Source organism: Hungatella sp. (genome assembly GCF_046966825.1).
In genome coordinates, this window is the sequence record NZ_JBKVCZ010000077.1 from 16,859 (window position 1) to 32,536 (window position 15,678).

Here is a 15,678-nt window from a genome sequence, read left to right on the forward strand (position 1 = left end):
GGTAAAATAATGGCAGAAATAGAGAAAAAGCCGGTTAAGATTGTAGAGACTGTCCTTCGTGACGCTCACCAGTCTTTGCTTGCTACGAGAATGACAACCGAGCAGATGCTTCCGATTGTCGATAAGATGGACAAGGTCGGCTATTACGCTGTGGAGTGCTGGGGCGGCGCCACATTTGATTCATGCCTTCGTTTCTTAAAGGAAGATCCGTGGATCAGACTTCGCAAGCTGAGAGACGGCTTTAAGAACACAAAGCTGCAGATGCTGTTCCGTGGACAGAACATTTTAGGCTACAATCATTACGCTGACGACGTGGTAGAGTACTTCGTTCAGAAGTCTTTATCAAACGGTATTGATATTATCCGTATTTTCGACTGTCTGAATGATATCCGTAACTTACAGACAGCTGTAAAAGCCTGCAACAAAGAAAAGGGCCACGCACAGGTTGCACTTTGCTACACTCTGGGCGATGCTTATACACTGGATTACTGGAAAGATATTGCCAAGAGAATCGAGGACATGGGCGCCGATTCCATCTGTATCAAGGACATGGCAGGCCTTCTGACACCTTATAAGGCAGACGAGCTGGTACGCGCGTTAAAGGAATCCACCGCGCTTCCGATCGATCTTCATACCCACTACACCTCAGGTGTTGCTTCCATGACCTACTTAAAGGCAGTAGAAGCAGGCTGCGATATCATCGATACCGCAATGTCACCTCTGGCACTGGGAACCAGCCAGCCGGCTACCGAGGTTATGGTTGAGACCTTCCGCGGAACACCGTATGACACAGGCTTTGATCAGAACCTGCTGGCTGAGATCGCTGACCACTTCCAGCCGATCCGTGAGGAGGCTCTTAAGAGCGGCCGCTTAAATCCGAAGGTTCTTGGTGTCAATATCAAGACCTTACAGTACCAGGTACCTGGCGGTATGCTTTCCAACCTGGTAAGCCAGCTAAAGGAAGCAGGCCAGGAAGACAAGTACAGACAGGTTCTGGAAGAAGTTCCGAGAGTAAGAAAAGACTTTGGCGAGCCGCCGTTAGTTACCCCGTCTTCTCAGATCGTGGGTACGCAGGCCGTATTAAACGTGATCAGCGGCGAGCGTTACAAGATGGTAACAAAAGAGTCCAAGAAGATCCTTATGGGCGAGTTCGGCCAGACGGTAAAACCGTTCAATGCGGAAGTTCAGAAGAAGATCATCGGAGACGAGACACCGATCACCTGCCGTCCGGCAGACTTGATTGCTCCGCAGCTTCCTCAGTTCGAGAAAGAGTGTGCGCAGTGGAAGCAGCAGGATGAGGATGTACTGTCCTATGCGCTGTTCCCGGCTGTAGCGAAGGAATTCTTCGAGTACAGAGCGGCTCAGCAGACCGGTGTGGATTCTGCTGTGGCGGATAAGGGGAGCAAGGCTTATCCGGTATAAAGTAAAATAGAAAAGGATTGTGTTTTTAATCGTTCTGATTAAGAACACAATCCTTTTAAACATTCCCGGTTCAAAAACCGGACAGAACAACTGACAGGAAACGATCACCGTATGCTTTGTGTACGAGTTACCGTAACAATCAGAAGGCGGGCGCGTAGACCCGCCTTTTCTATAATATGGAGAAGGAATGAAACATGTACAGACTGATTATTGTAGACGATGAATGGGAGGCCCTTAAGGGGATGAGGGATACTCTTCCATGGGAACAATGGGGATTTGAAGTGGCAGGTGCGGCATCCAGTGGAGAAGAGGCCTGGTTACTCATTGAAACAATCACTCCGGATGTGCTGCTGACGGATATTCGGATGGACGAGATGAGTGGGATTCAGCTGATTGATCGAGTTCATCAGAAATATCCGGAGATACGGTCCGTGATTATAAGTGGATACAGCGATATTGAATATTACCGAAAGGCATTGGAGTACAAAGTCTTTGATTACATATTGAAACCGTCACGAGAGGAAGACTTTTCGAAGATTTTTGGTAATCTTCGGACGATTCTGGATCAGGAACGGAGCAAGGAAGAGCGATACCATTATTTTAAGGAACATTGGAACAAAAGCAGGGAGGCCCTGTTGGAAAGTTTTTTCTGTGATCTGTCAGAGGGCATTTACCGGGAGATCGGAGAAATTAGCGAGAAGGCGTCGGAATTCGGTATCTTACTGCCGCTCAAAGGTTATGTGGTGGAAATTGGCTGGCGCGTAGAAGACGGAGAAGAGGAGGATGCGGGCAGAACAGAGATAAGAAGATGTGCGCAGAAGTATTTCCGGGGAAATGACGGCTTTGTATTTGTGAATAAAGAACAGTTGGTGACAGTGATTTCTCCGGAGGTTGTGGGCGAGGCACAGCTGGAGAGAAAGATTCGGGAAATGCTGAGAGAAGCGTGGGCTGAATGGGGAATCGAGCTCTGTTTTGGAATCAGTTCCTTAGTTGGTATGAAAGAGATGGCGGAAGGACTGAAAGAGGCGGATATTGCACTCCATCAGATGATATTTATGGAAACGGAACAGATATTCAGCTATCAGGATCTGATTTTCGACGAAGACTGTGTAGTGGTTCAGTTACCGGTGGAGCCGGTTATTAACGGTGTTTTTTTAAATGGTGAAGCCGACTGGGAGCGGGAGCTGGAACGCTTTTTCAGCCATTTTAAAGGGAAATACATCTACGACTACAACCATTTGGATTTCTTGTGTATACAGATGTATCTGGAACTTCTCCGTTATGCAGATAAGCGGGAAATTGTTGTATTGGAGACGTGTTCCAGAGCAGAATTCGCAGAAGAACTGGCAAACATTTATTCTCTGAGCGGGAAACAGGCGTTCTTGACTGCAAAAATAAGTCAGATGGCCCATTCTGCTATGGGAACTGAGGTGAAATCAAGGCTGGTACGGGATATTGAACATATTATCAAAGAGGATTATTCCAGTGCCAATATGTCTTTAAACTATATTGCAGATAAGACTGGGCGGACGGTGAATTATCTTTCTGCTGTTTATAAAAATGAAACCGGTAAAAACATTAATGATGAGATTGTGCGGTGCCGTATGGAAAAGGCAAAACGCCTGGTGGGAGATGGACAGATGAAAATGTACCGGATCGCAGAATCCATAGGCTATACGGATAGTTCCTATTTTGCAAAGCTATTTAAACGCTATACAGGACTCAGTCCGGCAAGCTATCGGGAGACCGTTGCCAGGCAGAAAGAGGAGAAACTCTATGATTAGGAAATGGACCCTGAAGCGCAATCTTGTAGTGGTGAATGTTATTCTGCTGACTGCCGCTCTGCTGTACAGTTCGATCATGCTGATTCGTTACAGCGGAGAGGTATCCTTGAAGAATCTGATTAACAGTTCCTATGATATGCTGACCTATGTATGCAGAAGTGTGGACGATTTTATCACGACTGAGGTAAAGATCAGCACGGAGGTCATGCAGAGTGATTCGGATCTAAAAGAGCACCTGGAACGAAGACCAGAGGATTATGAGAACCCGCATGATAAACTGGTTGATATTTATCTCATGAACCGCTATCTGACCCGCAGAAATTCGTATTCCAGAGTGAGTGGGGCTCTGGCGGGAATTATCAATAAGAATGGAGTTGTTTATAATCTCCAGTATCCTATGGATATGGGGGATGAGGCAGAAGCATTTGCAGAGACGCTGATGAATAAAAAAAAGCGCCTGGAATACGGTTATGACTGGTATCCGCTTCAGATAAACTGCTTCGCGCCTGAAACAGGAAATATCCGTTATGACAGAATGATTCCTGTGTTTAAGAATCTTTTGCTGGATGGCGGCGGTTATCAGGGAACACTGATTTACAGCCTAAGCGAGGAACAGATATATGAACAATACAAGAAGTCAAAGCTTTTGGAAGAAGGTTATCTGTATATTATCAATGGGAATGGCAAATTAATTTCTCACAGTAATGAGGCAATGCTTCTTTGTCCAGAGGGAGTGGAGAACCAGATATATACGCGGCGGGTGATGGAAGGGACCGGAAACTATTTTATTGAAAACCGGGAAGTCGTGATGTCACAGCGTCTTAATGATGGTAATTGGATCGCAGTGGCAGTAATTCCTTTGGACAATATGATTGGTGAGGTTGTGGGAATCTATAAACGGTTTATCTTCGTAATTGCAGTGATTCTGATTATATCTGTATCCGTATCTGTCCTGCTGTCAAGAGAGGCCATAAAGCCTTTGGAAACCATGATTGCCTCTATGGAAAGAGTGGAAAACGGCGACTTTTCTGTTCGGGTGGATGAAAAGGGGCCTTCTGATATCGCACGGTTAATTCATCATTACAATAATATGCTGGAAAATACGGAACGTTATATCAGGGAAGAGTATCAGATAAAACGGATGAAAAAAGCAGCTGAACTGGATGCCCTTGTGGCGCAGATTAATCCGCATTTTCTCTATAATACACTGGAATCCATTGTGTGGCAGGCAAGAGCGGCTGGCGCATATAAGATCAGCGACATGGCTTATTCTCTGGGAAAAATGTTTAATATTATGGTAAATAAGGGACATAGTATGCTGACTGTGGAAAAGGAGCTGGAGCATGTAAAGCTCTATGTGCACCTGCAGAATAACCGTTACAATGACAGGTTTGATCTAAGGATTGACTTAGATGATGAGGAACTGTTACAGTATCGTACCTTGAAGCTGATTCTTCAGCCGATCGTTGAGAATATTATCCTCCATGGTTTTACAAAAGAGCAGGAGGACTGTACGATTCATATCGGAGTCTATTTAAACCGCGGTATGCTGGTCTACGATGTGGAGGACAATGGAATCGGTATTCCAAAGGCTGAACTGGAAAGCATCAGGGCGGGATTGAAGGAACAGAATGTGATGGAATATGATGAACAGAATGCAAAACTCAGAAGGAACAGCGGAAGGGGAATCGGTCTGCAAAACGTCCATCAGAGAATTGGCCTCTATTATGGAAATCAGTATGGCCTGGAGATATACAGCGAGGAAGGTGAAGGGACGGAAGTGATTATCCGGATACCGACAGACGAATCGTAAAAATGTACCGGAAATCGTAGTTCTTTTTTATGGCTGCGGTACGGACCCAATGCTATACTTGAGCCATAAAGAAAGAGAGGGGTAACTACCATGAAGAAAAAATTGAGTTTTGTATTGGCGCTTGCTATGGCTGCTTCTGTGATGGGCGGCTGCAAGGGGGCAAATACGGCGCAGAGTGCATCAGATCCGTCATTAGCAGCAAAGGAAGAGGGAAAGGAATCCTCTGAAAACGAGGAGTCTAAAAATGAACAGCCAGCGAGTGAACAGTCGGGGGAAAAGGTTCACTTAAAATGGGCAGTGAAGGCCAGTGAGGCTGGACGGGCAGAATTTGAAGAGATGGCGGCTATGGCGGAAGAAGCCTGCAATGTAGATATAGAGATAATTGCACTCCCTGATCCGGGAGCGGGAGAAGCCAATAAGCTTTTGATCAGTCTGATGGCTGGAGATGAGTTTGATATTGTAGAGGATGCCTATTCCAATATGAAGCAATTTTATGAAGCCGGGGTGATCGAGGAACTGGGACCGTTGGCGGAAGCAGCAGGTTACGATATCGAAAAGATCTTTGGTGATTATCCGGCGTCTTTTGACGGAAAAGTCTATGGCCTTCCTGCCTATGTAGATAAGGCGATCACGATTTATAATAAGGATGTGTTTGATCAGGCTGGTGTCTCTTATCCGGAGGCAAAGGACTGGACATGGGAGAAGTTTATAGAGATTGGAAAGAAGCTGACAGATGAAAAGGCAGGCATCTATGGTGCGTACAATCCGGACTGGGTTCATTACAATTATATGTATGCCATGCAGAAGGGATTCAGCCACTATAAAGAGGATGGTACCTCCAATTATGACGATCCGCTGTTTAAGGAGAGTGTGAAATGGTATTACGATCTGGGAAATACTGAGAAGATTCAGCCTTCCTATCTGGTACAGAAGAGTAAACAGATGCCGGTGGATTACTTTACCACTGGTAAGGTAGGAATGAGTGTCTGCGGCGGATGGACAACAAACTGGATTATTGATCATGATAAGTATCCAAGAGACTGGAAGGCGGGAGTACTGCCCATGCCGCATCCGGAGGGAGAAGATCCGTCTGTCAGCGTTGTAGTCAGTAATGTATGGGTTCCAACAACTTCGAAAAATAAAGAAAGAGCATTTGAAGTAGTGAAGCTGTTTGCGGAAAAACAGTATACTTTGGGATATGGACGTATTCCGGCAAGAATTGATTTGACTGACGCTGAAATCCAGGATTACATCAGAGATCAGATACTGCCGGCATTAGAACCGGACGGAATTACGGTAGAAGATATCCAGGCAATGTGGTTTGATCCGGATGTAAATATATTCGATGAGAAACCGGTTGGAACAGCGAGCACAGAGATTAAAAATATTATTGTCGATGAATGCGGTCTTTATGGAATCGGTGAACAGTCACTCGATGATACAGTGACGCATATCAAGACAAAGGCGGACGCGGCTATTGAAACTGCTGAGAAATAACAGAATAGAGTGGAAAGGGATGATAATACGTGACTTCTTCTTTGCGTAAAAAAGAGGCACTCACCGCATGGCTGTTTATCACGCCATACTTGATTGGATTTACACTGTTTCATTTTCTGCCTGTTCTGCTGTCCGCAGTACTCAGCCTTACTGATATGAGATATATCAGCATGATTGATAAGACTCATTTAATTGGACTGGGGAACTATATTGAGATGAGCCGCGATCCGGAATTCTGGAATGCATTTCGCAACAGCATCGTTTATTCCGTATGCTTTGTACCATTTGTCATGGCTGCCGGCCTTTTGCTGGCAGTCCTGGTAAATCAGAAGATTCATTTTCGCAATGGGATACGGGCGATGATTTTTATGCCTTACGTCTCCAATATGGTAGCAATTGCCATTGTATGGTCTATTCTTTTAGATCCAGTAGATGGAATTGTGAATCAGACATTGCGCGCATTGGGGGTCACCAATGCGCCGATGTGGCTTATGGGATCGAAGACGGCTCTTTATTCGGTAGTAATGATCGCTGTTTGGAGAGAGGTGGGGCTGCAGTTTGTTACGTATCTGGCGGCACTGCAGGAAGTTCCGACGGAACTGAAGGAGGCAGCCCAGATTGATGGAGCTGGCCGATTCCAGCAGTTCATCTATGTAACATTGCCGCTCATAAGAAATACCACATTTTTGCTGACGATCACTTCTATTATTACTTCGCTGAAGAATTTTACGATCATTCAGGTGCTCACAGCCGGGGGACCGGGAAATTCTACTACGGTGCTGCCTCTCAACATTGTTGATACGGCTTTTGCGTCCGCGCGGATGGGATATGCCAGTGCCCAGGCCATGGTCATGTTTATTCTGGTTATGGGAGTCACTATTGTTCAGTGGGTTGGCAAAAACCGCAGCGAAATTTATTAGGAGAGGGCATCGGTATGAAACAAAATAAGAAAAAGGTTGGAAAGATTGTGATGACAGCAGTGCTTCTGATTTTGGGAGCAGCAAATATTTTTCCATTTATCTTTATGCTGTCCGCTTCTTTCAAACCATTGAACGAAATATTTGTCTATCCGGTGAAACTGATACCGGAACATTTTATCACCAGCAATTATAAAGAAGTTTTTTCCGCGCAGTATAGTTTTGTACGATGGTATTTTAATACGTTCGTTATGGTGGGAACGATACTTGTGTTGAAGGTTGGAATTGTGACTCTGACAGCATATGCGTTTGCCAGACTGCGTTTTAAGGGAAGGGATATACTTTTTGTCGTATTGCTGTCCTCCATGATGATCCCGCCGGATGCGGTTATTATACCGAAATACGTAATTTTTAAAGCATTTGGGATCACAGACTCCATGTGGAGTATCGTTCTTCCATCAATTTTCGATGTATTCTTTGTTTTTATGGTGCGCCAGTTCTTCCTGGGAATACCGGAGACGCTGAGTGAGGCCGCTATTATCGACGGCTGCGGACACTTTAAGATTTATTCTCAGATTGTTCTCCCTCTGGCTAAGCCGGCAGTCATTACCATGATCCTGTTTACTTTTATATGGGCATGGAACGATTATATGGGGCCCTATATATTCATCACTACGCCAGCCAAACAGATGTTGTCTGTCGGAATTAAGATGTTCCAGGTGAATAATTCTGTGGACTATGGGCTTCAGATGGCTGCGGCTACGATGGTTCTGATTCCGATTATTGTGATGTTTCTGTTCTCTCAGAGATACTTTATTGAAGGAATCGCGACCAGTGGAATGAAAAATTAGCAGGAGGCCTGAAATGAACTATATATTGCGTGCAGTGATTCATGAGGATCAATGGGAGCGGCAGCTGGAGGATATCATCTGGGTGTGTCATGAAGCAGGGATTGAAGAGGTTTATTTAAAGGAACAGTGTCATCAGATACTAATGTCCCCATTTCCTATGGAAAAGCACCGCAGGATGGCGGAGATATATGGGAAAATGGCGGAGCGGCTAAGAGAAGAGAGAATTACATACAGTATTAATCTTGCTACCAGCGTAGGACATGTGGACTGCAGGCTAAAGGATAAAGATCTCCTCCCATATGGAAAGTTTACAGGGGAGAGTCTACAACCTGCTGATTCTGTATACTGTATTCTGGATGAGGGATGGCAGAATTACATTGCAAGTGTATGTGCTGTCTATGCATCTACTCACCCTACTGTTCTGATGGTGGATGATGACTTCCGAAGCCTGAATCATTCGGCTGCATTTGGCTGCTTCTGTCCGATCCATGCGAAGGCTGTGTCTGAAAAACTGGGGAGAGAATTGGATAGCGGCCAACTTCTGGCTGCGGTTACACGCAATTCGGAAGAAGGGAGATCGGTGAGAAGAGCGTGGCTGGAAGTCAATTTTGAGGGCCAGAAGAAGGCGGCAGCAGGAATAGAACAGGCGGTGCACCGCGTCGATCCTGCTATAAGAATTGGGTTGATGAACAGCGGGGAGGCGGCTCATGCACTGCAGGGAAGGGACATGGAAACGCTCCTGCGCACGTTTGCAGGAGCGAACAGGCCCCTGTCAAGGCCTCTTGGAGGAGCGTACTCCGACTGTCTTCATCAGGATCTGGTCGCGGTCCATCAGGGAATGGCACTTAGTATGGCCCAGCTTTCTCCGGAAGTGGAAATTATCAGTGAAGTAGAAAACTGGCCTCATACGAGATTTACGAAGAGCCTGAACATGACAGGACTGCAGATGGAACTGCATACGCTGGCGGGGGCGGATAAGATTTCTCTGAATGTTTTTGATTTTATGGCAACACCTTATGTACAGGAAAAGCCCATGGTTGAGTTGATCAGGGACAGGAAACCGGAACTTGATAAGGCGGCAGAGCTTCGTAAGGGAAAAGCGCAGGATGGGCTGGGGCTCTTATGGTGGTATCCGGGGCAGGAAAATCTGCTGGAGACACCTGGAGGACGGCTGGATGAGCTGATTATAAAGCGGGAGTTTGATACATTATTTCCGATGCTTGGTATTCCTGTATGTTTCGAGGAGCGGGAGGTGAACCTGCTGTCTGGAGTCAATGCGCTCTGCTGCAGCCGTGAGGAACTCATAAGGCTGCTGGGAAAAGGTTTGATTCTGGATGGGGACGCGGCCAGATATGTATGCAGGCGTGGGCTGGGAAGTTACATCGGCTGTGATGATATGGGGGACGAGTTAAATTCGCCATCGGCAGAGCTTTTATGCGGGGAAGAATTCCATGGAATATTTGCCGGGAATCTGCTTCCGACTGACTGGCTGCGGCTGGAATATAAAAAAATCAGAGTTCCTCTGCTTCAATATGATTCTGCCTGCAGAGTTCTGACCAAATTTGTTGACAAAGACAAGAATGTATTGGGAAATGGGATCACATTGTATGAAAACAGACTGGGGGGAAGAGTCTGCGTGATTCCCGGGTATATAGGAACATGGCAGTTTGCTTATCGCAGCAGGAGCTGGCAGATGATGCGTATTGTGGATTGGCTGTCAAAGGGGGAGTTTCCTGTTCTTGTGGAAGACAGCCCCAATATTGCGCCGCTTTATTATCTGGACAGAAAAACAGGAGAAGGTCTTTTGGCCCTTGTAAACACGGGACTGGATAAACAGAGGGTCTGCCTTCGCTGTGGTCCAAAGCTGTGTATATGTGAAGACGATATGGAGGAAGTATATAGACTGGAGCCACTGGAACTGCGCATGATCAGAACGTGTATAAAATAAATGAAAAGGAGAGTAAATCATGAAAAAGCCTAATCTGCTTGTCGTATTTGCAGATCAATGGAGAAATACAGCAAGAGGTCTCCATAATCCTCAGATTGCGACTCCTAATATGGACCGGTTTGCGGAGGAGGCATTTAGCACCGATCAGGCAGTGAGCGGCTGTCCGTTGTGTTCACCCTATCGAAGTGAACTGCTTACTGGACGCCGTGCCGTTCATACAGGAGTCTTCGGAAACTGCATGACAGGATATGATATGTGTCTTTCGCCGGAAGAATTATGCATCAGCCAGGTACTTAAGGAGTCTGGATATCGGACCGGCTATATAGGAAAGTGGCACTTGGACAGTCCTGAGCTAAACTCAGGCAGTCAGCCATTATCAGGAGCGGAGGGCTGGGATGCTTATACACCTCCGGGGAAAAAAAGGCATGGTTTTGAGTACTGGCATGCGTATAACGCATGGAACGATCACCTCCATATGCATTATTGGGAAGAGGACAGCGAAAAAATCTTTACGAACCTTTGGTCACCGGTTCATGAGACAGATAAAGCGCTGGAGTTCATGGAGAGTAGGAAGAAGGAGCCTTTTGCGCTCTTCCTCTCCTGGAATCCACCCCATCCTCCTTTTGAAAAGATACCGGAAAAGTATTATGACCTTTACCGTGATTTAGAACCGGATTATTCGCCTAATGTCGAAGGGGACCGTTTTGACAATCAGACGGGAGAACCAGGGGTCAAGAGCCGCAAAGAACTGGACGAGGCGATCCGTTGCTACTATGCGGCAGTTACGGGACTGGATGAACAATTTGGACGAATTATTACCTGGCTAAAGGAGAATGAGCTTTACGATCAGACTATCGTTTTATTAACTGCTGACCATGGCGAACATTTGGGGGCTCATGGTTATGTGGGAAAACACACCTGGTATGAGGAATCCATTAATGTTCCCTTTATGCTGAGTTACCCGGAAAAGATACCTGTAGGCCGCAATGATATCTCGATGGAGACCGTGGATATATTTCCTACGCTGTTAGGGCTTATGGATATTACAATACCTCCTTCTGTGGAGGGACGCTGTCTGGCAGACTGGCTTATATGCGGTAAAAGACCGGAGAATGAAGCTGTATATTCCTCCGCCTATATCAGCCGTGACATTTTTTTAGAAGCTTACAGAGAGAAAGGGCTGGATCCTAAAAGAAGCGGTTGGCGCTGTATCAGAACACCAGAATACAAATATGTGATTGAGAAAGGGTATTTGCCAGAGGATGTACCAAGATATTTATTGTTTAACAGGAAGGCAGATCCATATGAAATAAATCCATTGATATCCAATTCTCCCTGGGAGCACTCTTTGATGGCACAGATGCACAGACGGCTGATTAAGCATCTGGAGGAGACGGGAGATTTAATAAAATTAGAGTAGAAAGGGGCTGCCGCACGAAAACGTGCGGAGGCCCCTTTTTTGCTGCAGATAACTGTGTAAACAGAATCGGATCAATGGCGTCGGATATCATTAATAATTTGCTGGATATGTGCTATTTGCTCCACGGTCAAGCCTGAGACTTCCAGATAGAAGCGGTTATCCAGCTCCAGAAGATAGTCGGTGCTGACGGAAAAATAATGGGAGATCTTTACCAGCATATCAATAGAGGGAAGTATATTATTATTTTCCCAGTTCGATATCGTTTGTTTTGTCACATTCAGTTGAGCAGCCAGTTGTACCTGATTCAAATTTCTTGATTTTCTCATCATTTTAAGCATTTCACCAAACATATGATTCTCCTTCCCCATAAGTTTATCCTGAAAAAAGAATGTTTACAAAATACTAAAGTATTGCTATAATGGACTTTATAAAGAAAGAGAAATGTACATAAAAGTCGATATATAGACTATAAACTAATTGTTTACAAATCATGAATAAGATATTCTTGTATAAATTAAAAAATACTTATATAAAAGTAAAATATGCTTTTGTAAAAAAAGGCGCATTTCCGTAAAAAGAAATAGGCGGTCAGGAGTACAAGAGGAAGTCAGGTGATGGCATGGAAATCAGCTATGACGGTATGATACCCGGAGGAGTGATCATCAGCGTGGATCACTATGAAAATGATGAGATGAGCGGAAGGCTGTATCATCTTTACGCAGATGAGTGTGAGAAATTTCACAGTGTATTGGATATGGTGAAGACTCTGGAACGGTTATTTGACAGGATACAATCTCCAAAACGTGCAATGGAAGAGAGATATTTCCATTCGGAGACAGAACCTCAGAGGGTAAATGAGGAAAGACCGGATGTTCCGGTCATGAAGCGTCCCATTGTGCGAAAAGGCATGAAAGCGACCTTTGCGGTCTATGTATGCTATCGCCGGAATGCCAGCTGGCAGGGACAGGTGATGTGGGAAGAGGAAAAAAAGAAAGTGAATTTCCGAAGCGTGCTGGAACTGCTGAAGCTGATGGACAACGCGATGGGAGATTAACAGAGGGAACAGAGATGGAGAACAGAATGTTTGGAACGATGGAGATTCGGATGCTGGGGGGATTTACCATATCTTACGATGGGCAGGAGATAGCCCTGGGACGCAGCAGCACAGCCAAATTTATTCAGCTTCTTCAGATCGTATGGCTCCATGGGGAAAAGGGCATCTCGAAGGAACAGGTGATGAACAGCCTTTATGACAGGGAGCAGGTTTCCAATATTAATAACAGTTTGAATAATCTGATTTACCGTATGCGCAGACAGATGGTGCAGGCCGGATTGCCGGAAGCCATGTATATCTGCAATCAGGACGGGCTCTGCGTAATCGATGAGTCGATTCCGGTAAATGTGGATGCAGCTGAATTTAAAAGCTTGATGGAAAAAGGAAATCTTTCAGTTGGAGAGAGTGAAAAAGCTTCTTATTACGTGAAGGCGGCAAAGCTTTATCAGGGAGAGTTTCTGCCGGCGCTGTCCACGGAAACCTGGGTTATGATGGAAAGCCTTCAGTTAAAACGTGTATTTGAAACGTGTGTCAGGTGGCTGGGAGACTATTTAAAGAAGCAGAAGGATTATGAAGCGGCATACCGGCTCTATACGAGAGCGGCGAAGATCTATCCCTTTGACGACTGGCAGGTTCACCAGATTGACAGCCTGATCTGCCGGGGAGAATATAAGGAAGCGTACCGTCTTTATGATAAGACTGTGAAACTGTATTCCGATGAACTTGGAATCCCGCCGTCGGGTCCCATGCTGAAATGTTATCAGAGGATGAGCGGGAAATTAACCTGCTGTCCCAATGAGCTGCAGGTGATCAAGTCGGAACTGGAAGAATTTGAGGAGGAGGGAGGCCAGTATGGAGAGGGCGCATACTGCTGCTCTTATCCCAGTTTCCTGGATGCGTACCGTTTAATGAGCCGTATTATGGAGAGAAGCGGCCAGTCCGTTTTTTTGATGCTCTGTACACTGGTTGACTATGAAGGGAAAATGATTCAAAACCAGGAAAAACTAAAAAAACGCTCGGATCTCCTGAAGAATGCAATACAGCAGTCTTTGCGCCGCGGAGACGCTTATACAAAATACAGCAATTCTCAGTATCTCGTACTGCTGGTGGGAACGAAGCAGGAGGACTGCTCGGTGGTATACCGCAGAATTAACCGTAAATTAAAGGAACTGGCGGGGCCGAGAGCAGAGCTGAGTTTTAACGTCACATCACTTTCCAACCTGCACAGGGCCCTGGATTAGAGTAAAAGTATCCGCATATCAGAGGATACTTTTATTGCGTTCAGAGCAAAAAATACAAAATTTTCCATTTGCGTGATGGGTTTGATGATATGTGAATTGATAAAGTAAATACATAAGGTGATCAGTATGGAAAATATTAAGAGAATGATTTCAGCACCAAACCTGCTGAATATTTGTATAGACAGCAGTAAAAACGGAGAGTACGGCGGACGAATCTGGTACTTGTATAAGAACTGGCCCGTCCCATTTTCAAATACCGTAGATTTAATAAAGAAGATGGATGGTTTTTTCGATACGTTGAATTACCCGGAGGCATCAACGGTAAGCCGGACATTTTATATGGAAGAGAAAAGCCGGAAACCGGAGGAGAAAAAGGAGGCAGTGGCGCAGATGGCTGTTCAGGAATTGTTGGAGAAAAAGGGCGATGAGGCTACATTTATTATTTACGTAAAGTACAGACAGAACGCAACCTGGCAGGGTGAAGTCATCTGGGCGGATAAAAAGAAAAAGAAGTGCTTCCGCAGCGCACTGGAACTGCTGAAAATGATAGACAGCGCGTTGGATCATGGAAAGATTGATACAGAAGGCTGAACGAAAGGGTCTGAGAAAGGCAGGAGTTATGATGAGTTTTGTGAATAGACAATTTTATGAAAAACATAAAAAACGCCGGCTGGAGAAGCTGTGGCGGCGCAGCCTGGCCTGGCTTCTGGCTGTTTGCATCTGTCTGGGAAATGTGAACATTGCTGCTTTTGCTGCGGAATTCGTGGAAACAGGAGGAACTGGTGCGACTCCCAGCAATGCAAAGAAAGAGAATTCTGCAACACCGAGCAACGCAGACCGTTCTGCATCGGAAATATGGCTTCCTGATGGAATGATGAAGGGAGCAGAGCTGTTAGAAGAAGCGGAACGGGCGGTTACAAATGATTACCGGTTCGATTTTAACAATTTAATGAAAATGATCGATGCAGGGAATCAGGACGAAGAGGATGACGAAGCGGAAGATGAATCGGATACCGGCAGCGCTGAGCGGTATAAGAAGTTATTTAAGGGATATGACAGTTTTACTCTGTTTTACGATAATGGAAAGTTTGGCCGCCTGGGCGGCGACAGCGAGGAAGCGTATGCATATATCCTGGTGCGTGTTCCAAAAGAAGCCTATCATGCTTATCTTACCGGAGAAGATTCCGTCAGGACCGCAACTGCTTCGGAGGCTGATGCGGCAGACGGCGGCTACAAGTTAAAGGGGGATGAGGATATCATCTTCCTCTATGTAAATGCCGGTGAGCAGGATGTGTCCTTTTACTTGAATCTGGAGGATGTCGAAGCTGGTGAGGTGACAGTTCCGAACGCGGATGCGATTTGGGAAGAACCGGATAAGCCTGATAAACCGGAAGTGAGTCTGCCGGCTGAAGGCGGTGTAAATGGAACGCCGGCGGAAAGCCCGGATCCGGATACAGCGGCTGATCCCGGCAAAAATAAAGATGAGGCAAATCCGGAGAACCCCGCACCTGACCGGAATGAAGAAATTGGTGAAAATGAGGAGAGCGGGGGAGCGAAGGAAACCGGAGGGACGCAGGAGAACGGCGGAAAGGCGGAGGCCGGAGGAACGCAGGAGAGTGGCGGAAAGGTGGAAGCCGGAGGAACGCAGGAAAGTGGCGGAAAGGTGGAAGCCGGAGGAAAGCAGGAGAGTGGCGGAAAGGTGGAAGCCGGAGGAACACAGGAGACCGGAGG

The 15,678-nt window shown here is 45.9% G+C and carries 12 protein-coding genes and 1 pseudogene; 12 read left to right on the top strand and 1 reads right to left on the bottom strand.

The features are described from left to right. Positions 1 to 9 precede the first annotated feature (9 nt). The 8 genes from ACLTD4_RS21025 to ACLTD4_RS21060 all read left to right on the top strand — a co-directional run bounded on the left by ACLTD4_RS21025 (position 10) and on the right by ACLTD4_RS21060 (position 11,652). Complete coding sequence (locus ACLTD4_RS21025; RefSeq protein ID WP_055655649.1) at positions 10 to 1,422, top strand: oxaloacetate decarboxylase subunit alpha; 1,413 nt, start codon at positions 10 to 12, stop codon at positions 1,420 to 1,422. Between the two features lie 194 nt (positions 1,423 to 1,616). Beyond that, positions 1,617 to 3,206, top strand: coding sequence for a response regulator (locus tag ACLTD4_RS21030; RefSeq protein ID WP_055655647.1), 1,590 nt, complete (start codon positions 1,617 to 1,619; stop codon positions 3,204 to 3,206). Then, positions 3,199 to 5,019, top strand: coding sequence for a sensor histidine kinase (locus tag ACLTD4_RS21035; protein WP_117621791.1), 1,821 nt, complete (start codon positions 3,199 to 3,201; stop codon positions 5,017 to 5,019). Before ACLTD4_RS21030 ends, ACLTD4_RS21035 begins: the two co-directional genes overlap by 8 nt. A gap of 90 nt (positions 5,020 to 5,109) precedes the next feature. Continuing rightward, positions 5,110 to 6,516: an extracellular solute-binding protein gene (locus ACLTD4_RS21040; protein ID WP_117621792.1), complete on the top strand. Its 1,407-nt coding sequence runs from the start codon at positions 5,110 to 5,112 to the stop codon at positions 6,514 to 6,516. Between the two features lie 29 nt (positions 6,517 to 6,545). Continuing rightward, positions 6,546 to 7,436, top strand: a complete 891-nt coding sequence (locus ACLTD4_RS21045) for a carbohydrate ABC transporter permease (RefSeq protein WP_117621793.1) — start codon at positions 6,546 to 6,548, stop codon at positions 7,434 to 7,436. A 14-nt stretch (positions 7,437 to 7,450) separates the two neighbouring features. After that, positions 7,451 to 8,284 carry a carbohydrate ABC transporter permease gene (locus ACLTD4_RS21050; RefSeq protein WP_055655640.1) on the top strand — a complete coding sequence of 278 codons (834 nt, stop codon included), beginning with the start codon at positions 7,451 to 7,453 and terminating at the stop codon, positions 8,282 to 8,284. Positions 8,285 to 8,297: 13 nt separating this feature from the next. Further along, entirely contained in the window at positions 8,298 to 10,232 is a 1,935-nt protein-coding gene (locus tag ACLTD4_RS21055) for a hypothetical protein (protein ID WP_412331540.1), read from the top strand. A 19-nt stretch (positions 10,233 to 10,251) separates the two neighbouring features. Then, positions 10,252 to 11,652, top strand: coding sequence for a sulfatase (locus ACLTD4_RS21060; protein ID WP_055655636.1), 1,401 nt, complete (start codon positions 10,252 to 10,254; stop codon positions 11,650 to 11,652). A gap of 71 nt (positions 11,653 to 11,723) precedes the next feature. Here ACLTD4_RS21060 and ACLTD4_RS21065 read toward each other — a convergent pair whose 3' ends face one another. Then, entirely contained in the window at positions 11,724 to 12,002 is a 279-nt protein-coding gene (locus tag ACLTD4_RS21065) for a helix-turn-helix domain-containing protein (protein ID WP_055655634.1), read from the bottom strand. Positions 12,003 to 12,271: 269 nt separating this feature from the next. Here ACLTD4_RS21065 and ACLTD4_RS21070 point away from each other — a divergent pair, with 269 nt between their 5' ends. The 4 genes and pseudogenes from ACLTD4_RS21070 to ACLTD4_RS21085 all read left to right on the top strand — a co-directional run. Next, positions 12,272 to 12,706, top strand: a complete 435-nt coding sequence (locus tag ACLTD4_RS21070; RefSeq protein WP_117621795.1) for a hypothetical protein — start codon at positions 12,272 to 12,274, stop codon at positions 12,704 to 12,706. Positions 12,707 to 12,720: 14 nt separating this feature from the next. Continuing rightward, on the top strand, positions 12,721 to 13,947 hold the full coding sequence (locus tag ACLTD4_RS21075) for a bacterial transcriptional activator domain-containing protein (protein WP_243008434.1): 1,227 nt from the start codon (positions 12,721 to 12,723) through the stop codon (positions 13,945 to 13,947). Positions 13,948 to 14,073: 126 nt separating this feature from the next. Continuing rightward, positions 14,074 to 14,538: a hypothetical protein gene (locus tag ACLTD4_RS21080; RefSeq protein WP_243008433.1), complete on the top strand. Its 465-nt coding sequence runs from the start codon at positions 14,074 to 14,076 to the stop codon at positions 14,536 to 14,538. 40 nt (positions 14,539 to 14,578) lie between these two features. Beyond that, positions 14,579 to 15,678: pseudogene (locus ACLTD4_RS21085) on the top strand (hypothetical protein); the annotation flags it as partial.

What these genes read in the sequence shown, in the direction of transcription:
- ACLTD4_RS21075 (WP_243008434.1), top strand. Translation starts at nt 12,721, where the DNA reads ATGGAGAACAGAATGTTTGGAACGATGGAGATTCGGATGCTGGGGGGA.
- ACLTD4_RS21030 (WP_055655647.1), top strand. Translation starts at nt 1,617, where the DNA reads ATGTACAGACTGATTATTGTAGACGATGAATGGGAGGCCCTTAAGGGG.
- ACLTD4_RS21080 (WP_243008433.1), top strand. Translation starts at nt 14,074, where the DNA reads ATGGAAAATATTAAGAGAATGATTTCAGCACCAAACCTGCTGAATATT.
- ACLTD4_RS21035 (WP_117621791.1), top strand. Translation starts at nt 3,199, where the DNA reads ATGATTAGGAAATGGACCCTGAAGCGCAATCTTGTAGTGGTGAATGTT.
- ACLTD4_RS21025 (WP_055655649.1), top strand. Translation starts at nt 10, where the DNA reads ATGGCAGAAATAGAGAAAAAGCCGGTTAAGATTGTAGAGACTGTCCTT.
- ACLTD4_RS21070 (WP_117621795.1), top strand. Translation starts at nt 12,272, where the DNA reads ATGGAAATCAGCTATGACGGTATGATACCCGGAGGAGTGATCATCAGC.
- ACLTD4_RS21060 (WP_055655636.1), top strand. Translation starts at nt 10,252, where the DNA reads ATGAAAAAGCCTAATCTGCTTGTCGTATTTGCAGATCAATGGAGAAAT.
- ACLTD4_RS21055 (WP_412331540.1), top strand. Translation starts at nt 8,298, where the DNA reads ATGAACTATATATTGCGTGCAGTGATTCATGAGGATCAATGGGAGCGG.
- ACLTD4_RS21040 (WP_117621792.1), top strand. Translation starts at nt 5,110, where the DNA reads ATGAAGAAAAAATTGAGTTTTGTATTGGCGCTTGCTATGGCTGCTTCT.
- ACLTD4_RS21050 (WP_055655640.1), top strand. Translation starts at nt 7,451, where the DNA reads ATGAAACAAAATAAGAAAAAGGTTGGAAAGATTGTGATGACAGCAGTG.
- ACLTD4_RS21065 (WP_055655634.1), bottom strand. Translation starts at nt 12,002, where the DNA reads ATGTTTGGTGAAATGCTTAAAATGATGAGAAAATCAAGAAATTTGAAT.